17 protein-coding genes and 1 pseudogene are annotated in these 18624 nt (G+C 62.5%); 12 read left to right on the top strand and 6 right to left on the bottom strand.

The genetic code is table 11. From position 1 onward, the window contains the following. The first annotated feature begins 186 nt into the window (after nt 1-186). From ACFFP0_RS16930 to ACFFP0_RS16880, 11 genes and pseudogenes are all read left to right on the top strand, one after another. Nucleotides 187-1176 (top strand): alpha/beta fold hydrolase, encoded by a 990-nt coding sequence (locus ACFFP0_RS16930; RefSeq protein WP_377263081.1) that lies wholly within the window; start codon nt 187-189, stop codon nt 1174-1176. Next, a complete protein-coding gene (locus tag ACFFP0_RS16925; RefSeq protein WP_377263079.1) occupies nt 1142-2749 on the top strand; it encodes a class I adenylate-forming enzyme family protein in 1608 nt (535 codons plus the stop codon). The genes ACFFP0_RS16930 and ACFFP0_RS16925 overlap by 35 nt, the downstream gene beginning before the upstream one ends. A 60-nt stretch (nt 2750-2809) precedes the next feature. After that, a complete protein-coding gene (locus tag ACFFP0_RS16920) occupies nt 2810-3820 on the top strand; it encodes an NADPH:quinone oxidoreductase family protein (protein WP_377263077.1) in 1011 nt (336 codons plus the stop codon). Then, nucleotides 3817-4263 carry a PaaI family thioesterase gene (locus ACFFP0_RS16915; protein WP_377263075.1) on the top strand — a complete coding sequence of 149 codons (447 nt, stop codon included), beginning with the start codon at nt 3817-3819 and terminating at the stop codon, nt 4261-4263. Before ACFFP0_RS16920 ends, ACFFP0_RS16915 begins: the two co-directional genes overlap by 4 nt. Before the next feature lie 10 nt (nt 4264-4273). After that, nucleotides 4274-5197: a branched-chain amino acid ABC transporter permease gene (locus ACFFP0_RS16910; protein WP_377263073.1), complete on the top strand. Its 924-nt coding sequence runs from the start codon at nt 4274-4276 to the stop codon at nt 5195-5197. A 3-nt stretch (nt 5198-5200) separates the two neighbouring features. Continuing rightward, nucleotides 5201-6178 (top strand): branched-chain amino acid ABC transporter permease, encoded by a 978-nt coding sequence (locus ACFFP0_RS16905; protein WP_377263071.1) that lies wholly within the window; start codon nt 5201-5203, stop codon nt 6176-6178. A gap of 32 nt (nt 6179-6210) precedes the next feature. Continuing rightward, nucleotides 6211-6939, top strand: a pseudogene (locus ACFFP0_RS16900) (ABC transporter ATP-binding protein); the annotation flags it as partial. Further along, a complete protein-coding gene (locus ACFFP0_RS16895; protein WP_377263067.1) occupies nt 6939-7640 on the top strand; it encodes an ABC transporter ATP-binding protein in 702 nt (233 codons plus the stop codon). The pseudogene ACFFP0_RS16900 and the gene ACFFP0_RS16895, both read left to right, overlap by 1 nt. A 105-nt stretch (nt 7641-7745) precedes the next feature. Then, nucleotides 7746-8909: an ABC transporter substrate-binding protein gene (locus tag ACFFP0_RS16890; RefSeq protein ID WP_377263065.1), complete on the top strand. Its 1164-nt coding sequence runs from the start codon at nt 7746-7748 to the stop codon at nt 8907-8909. A 150-nt stretch (nt 8910-9059) separates the two neighbouring features. Then, entirely contained in the window at nt 9060-9833 is a 774-nt protein-coding gene (locus ACFFP0_RS16885; protein WP_377263062.1) for a GntR family transcriptional regulator, read from the top strand. A gap of 54 nt (nt 9834-9887) precedes the next feature. After that, nucleotides 9888-10508: a TetR/AcrR family transcriptional regulator gene (locus tag ACFFP0_RS16880; RefSeq protein ID WP_377263060.1), complete on the top strand. Its 621-nt coding sequence runs from the start codon at nt 9888-9890 to the stop codon at nt 10506-10508. Between the two features lie 107 nt (nt 10509-10615). On the opposite strand, the gene purU is transcribed toward ACFFP0_RS16880, so the two are convergent. Genes purU through ACFFP0_RS16850 form a run of 6 tightly spaced genes read right to left on the bottom strand, consistent with a single transcriptional unit; the run spans nt 10616 to nt 17471 of the window. Then, nucleotides 10616-11500, bottom strand: coding sequence for a formyltetrahydrofolate deformylase (purU, locus tag ACFFP0_RS16875; protein WP_377263058.1), 885 nt, complete (start codon nt 11498-11500; stop codon nt 10616-10618). Between the two features lie 46 nt (nt 11501-11546). Then, nucleotides 11547-12434, bottom strand: coding sequence for a bifunctional methylenetetrahydrofolate dehydrogenase/methenyltetrahydrofolate cyclohydrolase FolD (gene folD / locus ACFFP0_RS16870; RefSeq protein ID WP_377263056.1), 888 nt, complete (start codon nt 12432-12434; stop codon nt 11547-11549). Nucleotides 12435-12436: 2 nt separating this feature from the next. Continuing rightward, nucleotides 12437-12997, bottom strand: a complete 561-nt coding sequence (locus ACFFP0_RS16865) for a sarcosine oxidase subunit gamma (RefSeq protein ID WP_377263054.1) — start codon at nt 12995-12997, stop codon at nt 12437-12439. Further along, nucleotides 12990-15920: a sarcosine oxidase subunit alpha family protein gene (locus ACFFP0_RS16860; protein ID WP_377263051.1), complete on the bottom strand. Its 2931-nt coding sequence runs from the start codon at nt 15918-15920 to the stop codon at nt 12990-12992. Before ACFFP0_RS16860 ends, ACFFP0_RS16865 begins: the two co-directional genes overlap by 8 nt. Further along, on the bottom strand, nt 15917-16210 hold the full coding sequence (locus tag ACFFP0_RS16855; protein WP_377263049.1) for a sarcosine oxidase subunit delta: 294 nt from the start codon (nt 16208-16210) through the stop codon (nt 15917-15919). The genes ACFFP0_RS16860 and ACFFP0_RS16855 overlap by 4 nt, the downstream gene beginning before the upstream one ends. Nucleotides 16211-16220: 10 nt before the next feature. After that, nucleotides 16221-17471: a sarcosine oxidase subunit beta family protein gene (locus ACFFP0_RS16850; RefSeq protein WP_377263047.1), complete on the bottom strand. Its 1251-nt coding sequence runs from the start codon at nt 17469-17471 to the stop codon at nt 16221-16223. Between the two features lie 149 nt (nt 17472-17620). Between ACFFP0_RS16850 and ACFFP0_RS16845 the strand changes: the two genes are divergently transcribed. Continuing rightward, nucleotides 17621-18577, top strand: coding sequence for a GlxA family transcriptional regulator (locus ACFFP0_RS16845; RefSeq protein ID WP_377263045.1), 957 nt, complete (start codon nt 17621-17623; stop codon nt 18575-18577). Nucleotides 18578-18624: the final 47 nt, after the last annotated feature.

Raw genomic sequence — 18624 nt, 5'->3', positions numbered from 1 at the left:
AAAATGGGCAGGTGCCCGAAAAAACAGCACGAAAGCCGCATGTTTCGCACGCATTTTAGGCGCATCGGAGGAAATTTCCCAAAGAGCGTTTTGCAGACAACAAGACGGTTGCAGAAAATGATACACGGTGTATAAAATAAATCCCGTGCCCGACAGATGCATCGACCAGACAGAAGGCGAAGCCCCGTGAGCAGCATTTCCGATCAGCCCGACGTAACGCAGCGCCTGACGGTGGAGCTATCCGACGGCGCGACCGTATCGGTGCGGCGCTGGGGGCCGGAACGGGAGCGGCGCATCGTCCTCTCGCATGGCAACGGGCTGGCCGCGGACGGTCTATGGGTCTTTGGACGCGAACTGCTGACAGATTTCGAGGTTGTCGCTTTCGATCTGCGCAATCATGGCCAAAGTGCTCCGGCCGACCAGCCGGAAATGCCCTGGCCGCGCTACATTGCCGACATTCCCGAGATTTTCGACGCGATAATCGATGGCTTCGGTGCGCGCGAGACCCATGGTGCATTCCATTCGATGAGCTCCGCCTGCACGCTAATCGCGCAGACGCAAAACCCGCGTCCGTGGGCCTCGCTCACGCTTTTCGAGCCGCCGATCGCGCCCGCCTCGTCGCCGGACCTCGTCGCGAAATTCGACGTCATGCAACAAGGGCTTGCCGAGCGTACCATGGCACGGCGACGCGAATTTCCCGGCCCCGAGGACCTTGCGCGTTCCTTCGGTCGCGCCCCTACCTTCAATGGCATCCCCCCCGATGCGATCCTCCAGCTTGCCCGTGCGACGCTGCGGCCGGCCGATGCCGGCTGGCAGCTTGCCTGCGCCGCCGAGATTGAGGCGTCGAACTTCGTTACCGCCGTGGATCTTGCCCGGCACTGGGCCGACTTTTCCCGCGTCGACGTGCCCGTCCAGCTCATTCTCGGTGACGAGGCCGTCCATGACATGCCCCTCCTGGCCAGGTTCGGCCGGTCGATGGAGCAGAGCTTCGGCTTTTCGGTGATCACCTGTCCGGGGACCAATCATTTCATGCAGCTCCAGCAGCCGGCGTTTTGCGCCCGGCAGGTCGCCGCATTCGCAAAGAGAAATTCCAAGGCGCCCCCAGGTGCCGACGCTACAAATAACAACAAGGGAACGAACAATGAAACAACTCGCGGAAGTGCCATCGGAGTCTGACTTACAACAATATGATAGCCTCATCGATGCATTGCTGTATTGGGCCGGAAGAGATCCAAACGCGATGGCCGTCGAGACCCGTGATGATGGCTGTCTGACTTATGGCGAGCTGCTTGCCAATGCCGAGGCGCTGGCGCGGGGCCTTGTCGCATTCGGGCTCACCGTCGGCGACCGCGTCGCCATTCAACTCCCGTCCACACCGGAATTCGTCACGACCTATATCGCATGCAAGCTTGCCGGATGCGTGCTGACGACCCTGCATATGCCCTATCGCCAGGAGGAGCTGCGGCCCCTGATGGCGTTTGCTGCCCCGAAGGCCGTCGTCACGGCGCAAGTCGGCAAATATGACGCGCCGGCCACGATGCGCGTGCTTGCCGAAACCATTCCCTCGCTCAGGCATGTGATCGTTGTCGGCGAGGCCCGCCCGGGCGAGGTTTCCTTCCGCGACATGATCGCCAACAACCGCCACGGTTCGCTGCCGGAACGGCCTCCAGCCGATTGCGATGCCGCCCTCTGCTTTACCTCGGGCACTTCGGCGGCGCCGAAGGCCGTCCTGCGCACACAGCGCTCCTTTGCCCGCAATGCCTCGGTTTTCTCGCAGATGCTCTCCATCGGCACGCAGGATCGCGTTATGATCGCGCCGCCGCTCACCCACGTATTCGGTTTGTCCTGTGCGGGCAACGCCATTCATTCCGGCGCGACGATCGTCCCAATCCCGATCTTCTCGCCGGAAATCTATGCCGACTATCTCTTCGAGATGAAGCCGACGGTAATTTATTCCGCCCCCGCGCACCTGGCCGCGACACTGAAAAGCGGCGAGATGGACAAGCGCTCGGCCGATACGGTGCGCGATGTCATCGTGGGGGGTGCGATCTGCCCTCCCGATGTCGCGGCGCAGTTCGAAGCGAAGCTGCCGAACGGCCGCGTCGGCTGCCTTTTCGGCATGACCGAGACGACGCTGAGCACGCAGACCGATCCCTTCGCGCCCGCCGCTATCCGTCACGGTACGGTCGGCAAGCTGGCGCAAGGCCTTGCGGTGCGGATCGTCGACCGTGAGACCGGACAGCCTTTGCCCGCCGGCGCGGAAGGCGAGATGCAGCTTTCCGGCTATTCCGTGCTGGAGCGCTATGTAGGGGAGCACGAGGCCAACAGCACGGCCTTCACCACCGACGGCTGGTTCCGCACCGGCGATATCGCCTCGCTCGATGCGGAGGGAAACATCATGATCACCGGCCGTGTCAAGGACGTGATCAACCGCGGCGGCATCAAGATCAATCCGTCCGACATCGAAAGCGTGCTCGATGGTCACGATGCGATCGTGCAATCGGCCGTGGTGCCGATGCCCGATGAAATCCTCGGCGAGCGGCTTTGCGCCTATGTCGTCGTGCGGGCGGGAACATCCCTGACGCTCGATGAGGTCTGCGCCTATCTCGCCGAGCGGTCTATCGCCAAGATGCGCTGGCCCGAACGGCTGGAGGTCGTCGATGCCATGCCGATGACGCCGACGCGCAAGATCATCAAGCCGGTCCTCGTCGCCGACATCCGCAAGAAGCTGGGCCAGGCCTGTGCCTGATCCCGCTCGACTCGGCGCTCGCCGCTCTGCCCAGAAATCGAGAACAGAAAGATACTGACAATGATCGGTTACCAGCTTACGGCCTACGGTCCTCCCGCCTCCCATACAATCGCGACACTGCCGGATATCGTGGTCGGGCCGGGACAGGTCTTGATACGCAACGAGGCCATCGGCCTGAACTTTCCCGATGCGCTGATGGTCCAGGGCAAATACCAGAAGCGGCCCGAACCGCCCTTTGTTCCCGGCCGTGACTGTGCCGGCACGGTGATCGCCGTCGGGGAAGGCGTGACAGGCTTCAAGATCGGTGACCCGGTCGTCGCCCAGGTTTTTTCCGGTGCCTTCGCCGAACAGGTCGCGGCCCCCGTGGAGCGGGTGTTTCACCGTCCGTCCGGCGTTTCTGCCATAGATGCAGCCGGTGCAGCAACCGTCTTCAACACCGCTTTCGTCGCGGTTTCGATCCGCGCGAATGTCAAGGCTGGTGACCGCGTGGTGGTGACGGGCGCAGCCGGCGGTGTCGGAGCGGCTGCGGTGCAACTCGCCGCCAATCTCGGTGCCCATGTCGTCGGTATCGTCTCCTCCGAAGAAAAGGCGGAACTGGTGCGCTGCTGCGGCGCGGAACGGGCGCTTGTCATCGCCGTGCGCGACGAGGAGGCCCTGAAGGACGTTTTCAAGAACGAGGTGCGCCGCGCCTGGAGCGATGACCGCGGAGCGGACGTCATCATCGACACGGTGGGTGGCGCCATGTTCCAGGCGGGACTGCGCGGGCTCGGCTTTGCAGGCAAGCTTGTGATCGTCGGTTTCGCCTCGGGCGACATTCCGGCCGCCAAGGCAAACTATCTGCTCTATAACAACCTGACAGTGATGGGCGCGCCGCTCGATATCCATTTCGACGAGGCACTGGACCGAATGCGTGACGGGGCTGCCTGGTGGCTGGGCCTGCTTGCGCAAGGCAAGGCGCAAGCCAATGTCACGGCAGTCCTGCCCTTCGAGAGGCTGATGCAGGGCCTGCAGGATATTCTCGACCGCAAGGTTGCCGGCAAACTGGTAGTGCAGACCGGGGCGGTTGTATGATGCAGGCGCCGGATTTCTCGCAATTGTGCTTTCGCCCGTTTCGCGAGGACGACACGCTCCTGGCGTCGCTCGGCAAGGTCTGCATCGCGGAGAACGGAACCGGCCTCGTGCTTCGGCTGGAGTGCGGTGCCAACGCCGTCAATCCCGGCGGCTTTGTCCATGGCGGCGCGACGGCGGCGCTGTTTGATGTCGCGCTCTACGAAACCGCGCGGGCAGCGTTCGAGGCCGAAGCCGTGACGAGTGCCCTCGACGTCAAGTTCCTGGCGGCTGGCGGCCCGCAATTGCCACTCCATGTCGTGACGCAAAACCTCAAGGCCGGGCGCACGATGGCGACCTGCATCGGTTCCGCTTTCCAGAACGGCAAGATGATTGCCTGTGCCACCGGCCAGTTCGTGAGGGGCGCAGCGGATATGCGCGGCGCCTCGATCTCCAATGCTCCATAAAGGACAACCGATGACCGCTCTCGTCTTCGAGCAGGTGCTGAACGGCCTCCAGCTAGGCGTATTGCTATTTCTGATCGCGGCCGGTCTGACGCTGATCTTCGGCGTCATGGACTTCATCAATCTCAGCCATGGCTCGCTTTTCATGCTGGGAGCCTATTTTGCGGTGACCTTCCAGGGATTGACGGGCAGTTTCCTTCTGGCAGTCGTCCTTGCCGGGCTGGTCGTCTGTCTGATCGGCCTCCTGTTCGAGGTGGTACTGGTGCGCCGGCTTTATGAGAGAAGCCATCTCGATCATGTGCTGATCACGTACGGTCTGATCCTCGTCGCCAACGAGGCCGTCAGCATTGCCTGGGGCTCCTCGCCGATCTTTTCCGGCCTGCCTGAGGCACTCTCCCGCCTCACCGTTCTGCCCTTCGGTATATCCTATCCAGCCTATCGCCTGCTGGTGATCGTCGTCGGGATCGCTGTCGCCGCGCTTCTCTTCTACCTGGTCAAGGAAACGCGGATCGGCATGCGGGTGCGCGCCGGAGCCACCAACCGGACCATGGTGTCGGTGATGGGCGTGAATATCAGCCTGCTGTTCACCGTGGTCTTCGCCTTCGGCGCGTTCCTCGCCGGCCTTGCCGGTGCGCTGGCCGGACCGCTCCTTTCCGTCCAGCCGGGCATGGGCGAGACTGTATTGATCCTCTCCTTCGTCGTCGTGGTGATCGGTGGTCTCGGCTCCATCAAGGGCGCGCTGCTCGCCGCCGTGATGGTCGGGTTGATCGACACCATGGGCCGGGCCTTCCTGCGCGATTTCCTCTCGGCCTTCTTCTCGCCGCGCATCGCCAGCGAGACCGGGCCGGCGCTCGCCTCGATGCTGGTCTACATCCTGATGGCGCTCATCCTGTTTTTCCGTCCCGAGGGCCTGTTGCCCATGCAGAAGAGGACCTGAGCCATGCCTGTCCGCAATTCCCTGGTCCCCGCAGTGTGGATCGTCCTGCTCACGGTCGGCATCGGCCCGCTGATGGCGCTCCTCGCCGACGACTCCTATCTCCTGTCCATCTTCGAGCGCTTCCTCATCTACGCCGTCGCTGCCGTGAGCCTGAACCTCATCCTCGGTTATGGCGGAATGGTCAGCTTCGGCCATGCCGTCTATCTCGGCATCGGAGCCTATGCCACAGGCATCCTCGCCGACGCCGGCGTCAGCGCGCTATGGATACAGGCTCCCGTGGTCCTGCTCGCCTCGGCCGGGGCAGCGGCCCTGATCGGGATGGTGGCGCTGAGGACCAGCGGCGTGCATTTCATCATGATCACGCTGGCGTTGGCGCAGATCCTCTACTACCTCGCGCAATCCTCCTCCGCCTTCGGTGGCGATGACGGCATGGTTCTCCGCGAGCGCAGCACGCTGTGGCCAGGATATGACGCCTTCGACCCGTGGCATTTCTATGCCTTCGTCGCCGTGTCGGCCGTGTTGCTCGTCTGGCTCGTCGACCATGTGATCCGCTCGGATTTCGGCCGTAGGCTGGTGGCGGTGCGGGAAAACAGCCAGCGCGCCAATGCGCTCGGCTTCGACGCCACCGCGACAAAACTCCTGGCCTTTGTCATCGCCGGTGCGGTGTGCGGGCTTGCCGGCCTGCTGCTCGCTAACCAGAGCGAATTCGCCACCCCCAGCTATTCCAACTGGCAGCGGTCCGGGGAGCTTCTCGCCATCGTCATCCTCGGAGGGGTCGGGACCCGGTTCGGACCGATCTACGGTGCGCTTGCCTTCGTTGTTGTCGAGCATCTCCTGACCGGGATCACCAGCCATTGGCCGATCCTCTTCGGGCCGCTCCTGATCCTCGTTGTGCTGTTCTTCCATTCAGGCCTCTCCGGCGCGGTTTCCATGCTGGGAGAAAAGCTCCGTACCCGGCAGACGGCGGAAGTGGCGCGATGAACCAGCCGGCACTCGACATGCGCGACATCACCGTTCGTTTCGGTGGTATTCTCGCGCTCAACCAGGTCAGCCTCTCGCTCCGCCCCGGCAGCGTGCACGCGCTGATCGGCCCGAACGGTGCCGGCAAGACGACGCTCGTCAGCGTGCTGTCCGGTGAGCGGCGGCCCGACGGCGGCTCGGTCGTCATGAACGGACGCAACATCGACGGGCTCAACGCGCTCCGCCGGGCACGCCTCGGCCTGACGCGCACCTATCAGTTGACCGCGCTTTTCCCGCGCATGACCGTGCGTGAAAACCTCCTGCTCAGCCTCGTCGCATGCGATCGCCCCGGCCTCGGCATCGCCGACTTCTTCCGTTGGCGGGACTTCGACCGGCACGCCACCGAGGTCGATGATTTCCTCGAACGCTTCGCGCTGCGTGACAAAGCGGCGGTCCATCCCGCGTTGCTTTCGCATGGCGACCGCCGTCGGCTGGAGATCGCCATGGCGCTTGCCTCCGGGCCGAAAATCCTCCTCCTCGATGAGCCGCTCGCCGGCCTTTCGCTTGCCGACGCCGAGGCGCTGGTGAAGATGATCGAAACGACGATCAAGGGCCGCATTCCCATTCTTCTGATCGAGCATGACATGGATGCGGTTTTCTACCTGTCGGACGAAATCACTGTGATGGTGAACGGCACCGTGCTGGCCAGCGGCTCTCCCGCCATGATCAAGGCCTCCGCCGAGGTTCAGGCCGCCTATCTGTCCGAAGAGGACGATTTCTGATGCTGATCTTCGACAAGGTTTCCGCGGGATATGGCCAGAGCCCGGTGCTCTTCGATCTCAGCTTCGATCTGCCCGGCGCGTCAGTCTCGACGCTGCTGGGCAAGAACGGCATGGGCAAGACCACCACGATCCGCACGATCTTCGGCCTGACCGACCGCATCACGGGCGACGTCGTGCTCAACGGCCGCCGCATCAATGGCCTGCCGCCCTACCAGATCGCCCGCATGGGGGTCGCGTTGGTGCCGGAAGGCCGGCAGGTCTTTCCAACCCTCACGGTCGTCGAAAATCTGGTCGCGACCTCTCGCGACAGCACGGCCCGGGCGCGTGCTGCCGGGGTGCAGAGCATCTTCGAACTTTTCCCGCGGCTGGAGGAGCGGAAGGGCTCCTATGCGAACCTGCTTTCAGGCGGTGAGCAGCAGATGCTCGCCATCGGGCGCGCGCTGATGACACGGCCGCGTTTCCTCATTCTCGATGAGGCGACGGAGGGACTTGCGCCGACGATCCGGCGTGAGATCTGGGCCGCCCTGAAGCGGCTCAAGGAAGAGCACTACACCATCCTCGTTATCGACAAGAGCCTGAAACCGTTGTGCAAGCTCGGCGACCATCACAACATCCTTCGTAAGGGAGAGATGGTCTGGAGCGGTAACTCCCAGGAACTGGCGCGGCCCGACGGCAAGGCAATGGCGCTTCTCGGCGTCTGATGAAGGTACGACGAATACCCGGAGGCAGAGGGTTCTCCGGGGTGAACTCCGGTGCCGGAAAGCACGACGGCCCGGCAACCAAATGTGCAAAAAAGGGGAATGAACATGAAGAGACTTCTTATCCCGGCGATGCTCTCGCTTGCCTTGTCTTGCGCCAGCGCTTCCGCAGACGACACCGTCGACGTCGGCCTTATCCTCTCCCTCTCCGGCTCCGGGGCGGTCCTCGGTGCGGAAATGAAGAAGGGCGCCGACCTCGCGCTCGAAATGTCCGGGGGCAAGCTCGGCGGGCTGAACGCCCGCTTCATTTATGAGGACGACCAGAGAAAGCCGGACGTCGGCAAGACGGCGGCCGAAAAGCTGACCCGATCCGAGAAGGTCGATTTCGTCATCGGTCCGAGCTACTCCAACGTGATGATGGCAGTGCACACGCCGGTCATCCGTTCGCGCACGATCCTGATTTCGCCCAATCCGGCCCCCGCCGATCTCGCCGGGAAAAGCTGCAACGAAAACTACTTCGTCGTACCGTTCCAGAACGATCAGCCCTCGGAGGCGCTCGGCCTTCACCTCAATGGAAAGGGTGTGAAGCGCGTCTTCGTCGTCGCTCCGAACTATCAGGCCGGCAAGGATGTCGTCGACGGGTTCAAGCGCACGTTCAAGGGCGAGATCGTCTCGGAAATCTACACCTCTCTGGAGCAGAACGATTTCTCCGCCGAGATGACCGAGATCAAGTCCCGTGCACCCGAGGCCGTGCTGGCCTTCATGCCGGGCGGTCTCGGTGTCCAGTTCGTCAAGCAATACGATCAGGCCGGGCTGAAGGGCGTGGCTGGCCTCTATACCGTGTTCACCGTTTTCAACGGCGTGTCGCTCGATGCGATCGGCGCTGCGGCAGACGGCGTCTACTCCGTCGATCAATGGACCTACGATCTAGACAACGACGCGAACCGCGCGTTCGTCGAGGCATTCCAAAAGAAATACGGCACGCTGCCTTCGAATTTCGCAGCCATGGCCTACGATTCGGTTCGCCTGATCGACGGAGCGGTCGCCGTGGCCGGTGGCATCGGCGATATGAACGCTGTGCGCAAGGCAATGAAGGAGGCGAAGTTCCACTCGGTCCGAGGCGATTTCGCGTTCAATAACAACCAGCACCCGATCCATTCCATGTATTTGGCAAAGGTGGCTGACGAGAACGGTGCGCGCGCGGTGCGCCGGGAAGCGCTGATTGCAGAAAAGATGGCCGATTCCTTCGCGACGGACTGCGCGCTCAAATAGACCGCATTCATGGAGCTTCGGGCCGTGGAAGAGGGGGATCGCCACCTTTTCCACGGACGCCTGCCTGTAAAAGGTAGTTATTCGGGGCTGGATTGCGGTGGGTAGAAGGAATAGGAGTCTTCGAAAAGCATCGGAATGATCGAGCCCGACATGGCATTTTCTGAAGACACCCCCATCGAAGACAAACGTGGAAAACGCGGTCGGCCGAAGGGACAGGCAACTCAGGTCGTTTACAGCGTGCTGCGGGGGGAAATTCTGACCCTTGCGCTCAAGCCGGGCCAATATCTGGAGGAGCTGGTTCTGGAGAAACGCTTCGGCGTTTCGCGCACGCCGATCCGCGAGGCGCTCATTCGCCTGCAGACGGATAGGCTTGTCAAGTTCTCCCCGAATCGTGGCCACTATGTCGAGACCGTCAGCTTCGAGGACGTTCCGCGGATTTTCGAGGCGCTGGATCTGCAGCAGGCCGGCGTCCTGCAGCTCGCCGCCCTAAGACGCAGCCCGCGGCACATTCAGGATCTCAGGAAAATCAACGTCGAATACCGCCGTGCCGGCGAACGGAACGACTACAAGGCAATGGCCGAATTCAATCACGATTTTCATCTGCTGATCGCCAAGGCCGCAGGTAATTCCTTTCTTTCGGAATTCTACGAGACCATGCTGAATTTCAGCATTCGGCTCAGCTACCTGATGTTCCAGACGGCCAGCCGGAACAAGGAGGATTTCGAAGCCTACTACATGCAGGTGTTCAGCGAGCACAACGAGATGATCGACCTCATCGAGAAGGGTGAGGGGGGGCTGCTGCAGGAGTTGAGCCGACGTCACATCCGGCTGTTTTCCGACAGGATCGTCCGCTTCCTGACCGAGCGCGCCGAACTCGACGCATTCGTGGAGAATTTCGCCGGTCGGATCGACCGCAAGGAGTAGCCGAAGGACGTACTCCGATCGAAGCCGCTCCAATATGTGCTTTCCATTTCAATCATGGCGGACCCGACGTTGATCAGTTTGAATGAGTATCTTGAAGGAGGCGCACGGCGCAATGTCGTTGATGCAGCCGCTGCTCTCTTCAGGAAAAGCGGCTTCAATGCGGTCTCGATGATTGAGGTCGCTCAGGCGGTAGGCCTTTCCAAACCCGGCCTTTATCATCACTGGCCGAACAAGGAGGCGTTGCTTCAGGCGATCGTCGGCCTGTCGAGCGAATTGCTTCTTCGCCAGCTCGAGGATGTCCGGGAGGCAAGCGCCGACCCAGCCGAGCGGATGCGGATTTACATGTGTAGCCGGCTCGAGGTCGTATCACGTCACCAGGACCTCTTCACCGTGACCTGGCAGGAGCGTGCGATTCTGAGCTCCACAAGCTTCGGCCGGCTTGCCGCAGTGGCGGAGCAGTATCGCAGTGGCGTGCGGCTTTTGATCGATGAGGCCAAGGGCGCCGGGCTGATCCGGCCTGAAGTCGACAGCCACCTGCTCATGCTTGCGATCGATGGGATGACCGGCTGGGCCTATTTCTGGTATCGGGACAAAGGCGCGCTTCGTCCCGATCAGATCGGCGATGCTTTCTGGGATATGCTGGCAAACGGCGTCGCCCGCCCGCCGGAGAGTTGACGAGACAAGCATCCCGCGTTCAGGCGGAATCGCCTGAGCGCAGATAAGATGCTCTAGATTCAAATGGTTAGAGCGTCCTTGGCGCGTCCGTTCGGGCGCACGGCGCTCTAGCCCATGCGCTCGGAGGCAAAGGAGCCTGGCGATGCCGGGAATACTACCGTCTTGTTCCCGTTGAGAAAGGTTCGTCGGCGGATATGGGCGTGGATCGCCCGGGCCAGGACCTGGCTTTCGACGTCGCGTCCCAGGCTCACATAGTCTTCAGGACTCTGCGCATGGGTCACACGGATGATGTCCTGCTCGATGATCGGCCCCTCATCGAGATCGGTGGTGACATAGTGCGACGTCGCTCCGATGAGCTTCACGCCACGCTCGAAGGCTTGCTTGTAGGGGTTGGCGCCCTTGAAGCTCGGCAGGAAGGAGTGATGGATGTTGATGATCCTGCCAGACATCTCGCGGCACATCGTCTCTGACAGCACCTGCATGTAACGGGCCAGAATGATCAGCTCCGACCCCGTTTCGCGCACGATCCGCATCTGCTCGGCCTCGGCCTCTCGCTTGTTGTCTTTGGTGACCTTGATGCAGTGAAACGGAATGTCATGGTTAACCACGACCTTCTGATAGTCCATGTGGTTGGAGATGACCGCAACGATGTCGATCGCCAGGGCACCGATACGCCAGCGGTAAAGCAGGTCGTTCAGGCAATGTCCGAAGCGGCTCACCATGATGACGACCTTCATCTTTTCGCTTTCGCTGTGGAAATCGGCGCTCATCTCGAGCTTTTCAGCGATCGGTGCGAAGCCGACACGCAGAGCCTCCAGATTACGCCCCTCCTCGCTGGTGAAACTCACACGCATGAAGAAGCGGCCGGTTTCAGTGTCGTCGAACTGAGCGCTGTCGGTGATGTTGCAGCCGTTTTCGGCGAGAAAGCCCGCAATGGCCGCAACAATGCCGCGCTTCGATTCACAAGTTACGGTAAGGGTATATTTGAACATGACACTCTCCGGTCGGAAGGTCGTTTATTGCGGGAACCGGGCGGGCTCAGGCCGCAAGGCCGTCTGGCTCACGCAAGCCATGCGTGCGGCAGCACGCCGTCAGCGTATTGGCGAGAAGGCAGGCAATGGTCATGGGGCCGACACCGCCGGGAACCGGCGTGATTGCGCCCGCGGTTTGGGCGGCATTGGGATCGACATCTCCCACGAGACGCGACCTGCTGGCCTCTTCTATGCGGTTGATGCCGACGTCGATCACTGTCGCGCCCGGCTTGATCCAGTCAGGTTTCACCATGCCGGGGCGACCTACGGCGGCAATCAGTATATCGGCGCGGCGGCACAGCTCTGGCAGATCCCGCGTCCGGCTATGCGCGATGGTAACGGTACAATCGGCCGTAATCAGGAGCTGCGCCATGGGTTTTCCGACAATATTGGACCGGCCGACGATGACGGCGTTTAATCCTGTCAGGGAACCGTGGTGGTCGCGCAGCAGCAGCAGGCAGCCGAGCGGGGTGCATGGCACCATTGCCTTTTGTCCGGTACTGAGCAGTCCAACGTTGGAGATATGGAATCCGTCGACATCCTTGCTCGGATCGACGGCATTGATGATCGCTTCGGTATTCATGTGGCCGGGCAGCGGTAATTGCACGAGAATGCCATGCACTGTGGGATCTGCGTTGAGCCGTTCGATCAGGGCGATGACATCGGCCTGCCGCGCCGTGTCCGGCAACCTGTGCTCGAAGCTTGCCATCCCTGCTGCCTTCGTCTGGATGCCTTTGTTGCGGACATAGATCTGGCTTGCCGGATTCTGCCCAACCAGAATCACCGCCAGACCGGGCGTAATGCCGTGGTTTTCCTTCAGCCGGGCAACCTCAAGGGAGACCTGCTCGCGTAACATTTCGGCAAAGGCCCTGCCATCGATCATCTTCGCGCTCATCTTCAGGTCTCCACAAACCGCGCGGCGGTAGTATTCAGCGCATGCCAGAGTGTACCGGCGGCAGACCTCATGCCGAGCACCGCGAGACGATCCGCCGCGCGGCGGATCGCGGACACGCTCATATGCTCAAGTCCCGTGCGGCTGCCCGTTCCTGGCTCGAGCCGCGCCGGGTCGAGGTTGACTAGTTTTGCCATCAAAGTCAGAACAGGTGCCTCCCCTGCCGAGGAGAGGATTTCGAAAGCCACGAAGCCGTCGGTCTGGTCGGTTACCGAACAGCCGGGGCATTGCGCGGTCACTGCGGCGGCGAAATCAGCCTCGGCTTGACCCCGCCCTTCGAGCAGCCATTGATCGGGGCCGGTCCAAAGCGCCGAAACATCTGTATTGCACACCCATTTTCCGGAGCCGGGAAGAGTAAGGCCGAATGGGGTCGGTGCGGTAACATTCCGGCGCAATGCGAGTGATGCGAGCGCAAGATCGGCATTTTCCTCGATGGTCAACACGCCATGCTGCGCCTTGCGAGCGGTATCGTTGCCCAAAGCGGTGGTTGGTTTCAGGTCAGGCACGCAGACGTCCTCCCTCGGGATCGATAAAGTGGGGCGATACGACACGTAGCCGGACGATTTGGCCTTCAAGCGGATTGGCTGCAACAATCACCTCGCCCATCCGCGTGGCGCCATTCACCAGGAAGCCGAGGCCGATGCCCGAGCCGACATGGGGGGAGAAACAGGCCGAGGTGATCCAGCCCTCGTCGGTCTCTGTGACCTGCTGTACGCCCTCCGTGAAAAGATGCGAACCAGCGATCACCGGATCGGACGGGTGGACCGGCTGAAGGCCAACCAGGATGCGCGTTTCTGCGGCCAGTCCCTCACGCCGCGTCATGATCGTTCCAATCGCGTCCTTCTTTGTCGAGACCATTCGGCCCATGCCAAGCATCTGTGCAGTGGTTTGGCCATTCAACTCGTTGCCGGCGGCGTGACCTTTCTCAATGCGCATGACGCCGAGGGCCTCGGTGCCATAGGGGACCGCACCGAGGTCTGCGCCCTTTTCTATCAGTCGCGCGATCAGCGCGTTGCCATACCGGGCGGGAACGGCAATCTCATATGCGAGTTCCCCGGAGAAGGAGATTCGGAAGAGCCGCGCTCTAAGCCCGCCACAGACCGTGAGGCTGGTGCATGCCATGAAGGGAAAAGCCTCATTGGACAGGTCGGAATTGTCAACGATGCGCTCCAGCAGCAAGCGAGCATTCGGCCCTGCGACGGAAAACTGCGCCCAGGCATCGGTGGTCGAGATGAGCTGCACGTCGAGTTCAGGCCAGAGGCACTGGCGTGCAAATTCCATATGGCGGTAGACCGGGCCGGCCTGCGCGGTCGTCGTCGTGACGACATAGTGATTTTCGGCAAGCCGCGCGCAGGTGCCGTCGTCATAGGCGTGGCCGTCTTCCCGCAGCATGAGGCCGTAGCGCACCATGCCAACATTCAGGCTCTTCATGGCGTTGCAATAGAGCCGGTCGAGGAATTCAGCGGCATCTGCGCCCTGCACGTCGACTTTGCCAAGCGTCGTAACATCACAGATGCCGACACCCTGGCGAGTGGCGAGCACCTCGCGGTCGACAGTCTGTCGCCAGTGCGTCTCTCCGGTCTTTGGGAAATATTGCGCGCGCATCCATTGCCCGACTTCGACGAAGACCGCGCCTTCCGCTTTTGCCCATTCGTGGCTCGGGGTCAGCCGGCGAGGCCGGAAATGAGCGCCGCTGTCGCCGCCGCCGAGAACCGAAAGTGAGACGGGTGTGTAGGGTGGACGGAAGATCGTCGTACCTGTCTCAGGGATCGGCTTGCCGGTCAGTTCCGCCATAACCGCGAGCGCCGTAACGTTTGACGTCTTGCCCTGGTCGGTGGCCATGCCGAGCGTGGTCCAGCGCTTCAGATGCTCGACGGGGCGCATGTTTTCCTGATGCGCCAGCTTGATGTCCTTGACGGTGACGTCGTTCTGGAAATCGACCCAGGCGCGGCCCTTGCCGGGCACATGCCAGAGCGGCTGCATCTTCGCCTCGCTGTCGAAACAGCGGGGAAGAGGCGGGACCGCCGCCTCGATCCCGAGCGCACGAAGGGCTGCTACCGCCGCTCCCGCGCCCGAGGCCATGGCCGCTGCGGTGTCGCCGTTTCCGACCGCAGCACCGGCTGCCGCCATGCCGTCCGGCAGGCCGTCGCCAGGCAGGAAAGTCTGCCGCGCCTCGTCCCACGCCGGACGGCCGCGATGATGCGAGGCGAGATGGATGTTCGGGTTCCAGCCGCCGGAAACGCCAAGCGCGCCGCAGGCGACCCACTCCTTCGCATTGTCCCGTGTCACCTCGATCGAGGTGAGCCCCAGGCGACCCTTGCTGTCGGAGACGGTTGCACCTGCGATCAGACGGTAGTCTCCGGTTGCCTTGGCATCGTCTCGCGAATCCACCACCGCCGCGATCCGTACGCCCTTCGCGAGCAGGTCGCGCGCCGTCCGGTGGCCATCGTCACCATTGGTGAAGATCGCGACCGTTTCAGCGGGGCAGGCCGCCCAGCGGTTGGCATAAGCACGCATCGCGCCAGCCAGCATGATGCCGGGACGGTCGTTGTTGCGGAAGGGAATGTGCCGCTCGGTCGCACCGGCGGCCAGGATCGTGCGTTTCGCGGTGATGCGCCACAGCGTCTGGCGCACCTTTCCGCCCGGCGCGGCAAGGTGATCGCTTACCCTTTCGACCGCGCCATAGACGCCGTGGTCGAAAGCGCCGAAGACGGTGGTGCGGCGCATGACGCGCAAGTTGGCGAGATTCAGGAATTCGGCTTCGATGCCGGCGATCCAATCGGTCGCTGGCGCATCGTCGAGGTTATTACTTTCGGCCAGCAACCGTCCGCCGAGGCGGCTGTCCTCGTCGGCGAGGATGACCCGGGCTCCGGCACGCGCCGCCGTCAGCGCGGCGGCAAGGCCGGCGGCGCCACCGCCGATCACCAGCAGATCACAATGCAGGAAACCCTTGTCGTAGATGTCGGGATCGGCCTGCATGGACAGGCTGCCGAGGCCCGCTGCCCGCCGGATCGCCGGCTCATAGAACTTCTCCCAGAACGCGCGCGGCCACATGAAGGTCTTGTAGTAGAAGCCGGCAGTGAGGAAGTCGGCGAAGAGGTCGTTCACCGCCAAGGCGTCGAAACCGAGCGAGGGCCAGCGGTTCTGACTGCAGGCTTCGAGACCGTCGAAGAGCTCGACTACGGTTGCGCGGGTGTTCGGCTCGCATCGTGCGCCAGAACGCAGTTCCACCAACGCGCTCGGCTCCTCGGAGCCGGCCGAGAAGACACCCCGCGGGCGATGATACTTGAAGCTGCGCCCGACGAGACGGACGCCGTTCGCCATAAGCGCGGAGGCGAGCGTATCGCCCCGATGGCCTTCGTAGGGTTTGCCGTCAAAGGTAAAACGCAGCGTTCTGCTGCGGTCGATCAGTCCGCCTTCGAGCCTCATGCTGCATCACCTCTGTGAGCGCGCAGGACCACGTCACGGGCAAGTTCCGCGCTGAGGATTTCGTGCGTCACCGTGTTGCGGGTTACGACCAGCCAGCTCCGGTCGCCCTGTTCGTGGAACCACAGCTCGCGATGTATGCCGGCGGGATTGTCGCGCAGGTAGACGTAGTCATTGAAGGCGTCCAGCGCATCGCCGGCCATGCCGTCGGGCCGGTCGAGGAGGGCGGCGTCGCCGAGATAAGTGAATTCCTGCGCGTCGCGCGGACCGAGAAGAGGGTGGGGGATCAGCATCGGCTTGGCCTCAATGCAGGTTCGGTTGGGCGCCCATGCCCTTTTCGTCGATGGTGTAGCCGTGCTGGAAGCGATCCAGCCGGTAGGCGCGGGCAGTGTCGTGGGGGGTGTCGGTGGCGAGAAGATGCGCAAAGGCATAGCCAGAAGCTGGCGTCGCCTTGAAGCCGCCGTAACACCAGCCGGCATTCAAGTAGAGTCCTTCGACCGGTGTACGGTCGATGATCGGCGAGCCGTCCATCGACATGTCCATGATACCGCCCCAGATGCGCAGCAGGCGCGCGCGGCCGATCATCGGCATCAGCGCCATGCCGCCCTCTGCCACGTCCTCGACGACAGGCAGATTGCCACGCTGGGCATAGGAATTGTAACCGTCGATATCGCCGCCGAAGACGAGGCCACCCTTGTCGGACTGGCTGACATAGAAGTGGCCGGCGCCGAAGGTGATGACGCCGGGAATGGTCGGCTTCAGCCCTTCGGAAACGAAAGCCTGCAGAACATGGCTTTCGATAGGCAGGCGCAAGCCGGCGCGTGCCATCACCTGTCCGGTGGAGCCGGCAACCGCAACACCCACCTTGTTCGCACCGATATAGCCACGCGAGGTCTCGATACCGCGGATGCTGCCGCCCTCGATACGGAAGCCGGTGACCTCGCAGTTCTGGATCAGGTCGACGCCCGCGCGGTCCGCGCCGCGGGCATAACCCCAGGCGACGCCGTCGTGGCGCGCGGTGCCGGCGCGGCGCTGCAGGAGGCCGCCTTTGATGGGGAAGCGGGCGTTGTCGAAGTTGAGGAAGGGGATCATCGCGCGCACCTGCTCGCGGTCGAGAAGCTCGGCATCCGCGCCGGCAAGCAGCATGGCGTTGCCGCGCCGGCGGTAGGCGTCGCGCTGCGCGTCGGTGTGGATCAGGTTGACGATGCCGCGTTGGCTCACCATGGCGTTGAAGTTGAATTCCTGTTCCAGCCCTTCCCAGAGCTTCATGGAGAATTCGTAGAAGGGCTCATTGCCGGGCAGGAGATAGTTCGAACGGATGATCGTCGTGTTGCGGCCGATGTTACCCGAGCCGAGCCAGCTTTTCTCCAGCACGGCGATCTTCGCCTTGCGGAAGGTGTTGGCGAGGTAATAGGCCGTTGCGAGGCCGTGGCCGCCGCCGCCGACGATGACATAGTCGTAGGCCGGTTGCGGATCGGGGTTGCGCCAAAGCGGGCGCCAGCCACGATGCCCTGTCAAGGCTTCCTTCAATATCCGCAGAGCTGAGTATCGCACGTACGATGATCCTCGAATGAGCAGGTATATGCCCGATGTTGTAGCCCACCGCATCGGGAAGAAATTGCATCTGGCGGCCATTTTCTTGTCTCTGCCTGCCGTACATGATAGAGGGATGCCCTCCTGCAACGAGGCTGCTCACGGTCGCAATGAAGATCGGTTTCATCCTTATTCCCGGTTACGCGTTGATGTCGCTGGCGAGTGCGGTGGAACCCTTGCGCGCGGCCAATCATCTTGCGGGAAAGACGCTCTATCCATGTTCCTTTCATTCGGCGGCGGGCGGCTTCGTGGCGTCGACCTCCGGCGGCGGGTTCGATACTGCTCCATTGTCTCGCGCGCATGAAGAAGGGCTCGACATCGCCTTCGTCGTCGCGGGCGGTAATCCCATGCTTTACGAAGATCCGGTGCTTCTGCGTGGTCTTCGGGCGCTGACCCAGCGAGGCGTGCGGCTGGGCGGGATCTCAGGTGGCTCGGCTGTCCTCGCAAAGGCCGGATTGATGGCAGGACGACGCTTCACTGTTCATTGGGCGCATATCGACTCGTTGATGGAGTTTGCCCCCGACCTGTTGATCGAGCGAGCACTCTATGTCATCGACCGTGACCGATACACTTGTGCCGGCGGTGTAGCGGCCATGGACATGATGGGCGCGTTGATCGCACGCGAACACAGCGTCGCCTTCGCGCGCGAAGTCAGCGACTGGTTCATTCACCCGCGCCTGCGCACGGCGGACGAACCGCAGCAGGCGCGCGCCGGCCAACGCTTCAATCTCCATCATCCGATGCTGGAGGCGGCGGTGGAACTCATGACGAGCCATCTCGCGGACCCGTTGTCGCCCGATCAGTTGGCTGCGCTGACCAGGATGAGTGCGCGCCAACTCCACCGGCTGTTCGCCAGCCAGTTCGGTGTGTCGATGATGGTCTTCTATCGCGACCTGCGCCTTGCCAAAGCGGACGAACTTTTGCAGCAAAGTTCTCTTTCTCTGCTGGAGATCGCCATGCTGACCGGCTTTTCCAGCGCCGCCCATTTCACCCGCTGCTTCACGGAGAAATACGGTCTGCCGCCGAGCCGGAAACGGCGCGCGCTCACGGCAGGGCTCCGACGGTGAGCGGTGTCATGCGCTCCTTGTCTGGAAATGGCGCAGGAGGTACGGAA

Source organism: Neorhizobium puerariae, assembly GCF_042429745.1.
GTDB classification, from domain to species: domain Bacteria; phylum Pseudomonadota; class Alphaproteobacteria; order Rhizobiales; family Rhizobiaceae; genus Neorhizobium; species Neorhizobium puerariae.
Note: the sequence above shows the minus strand (reverse complement) of the source record. Positions and strands in the feature narration are given on the sequence as shown.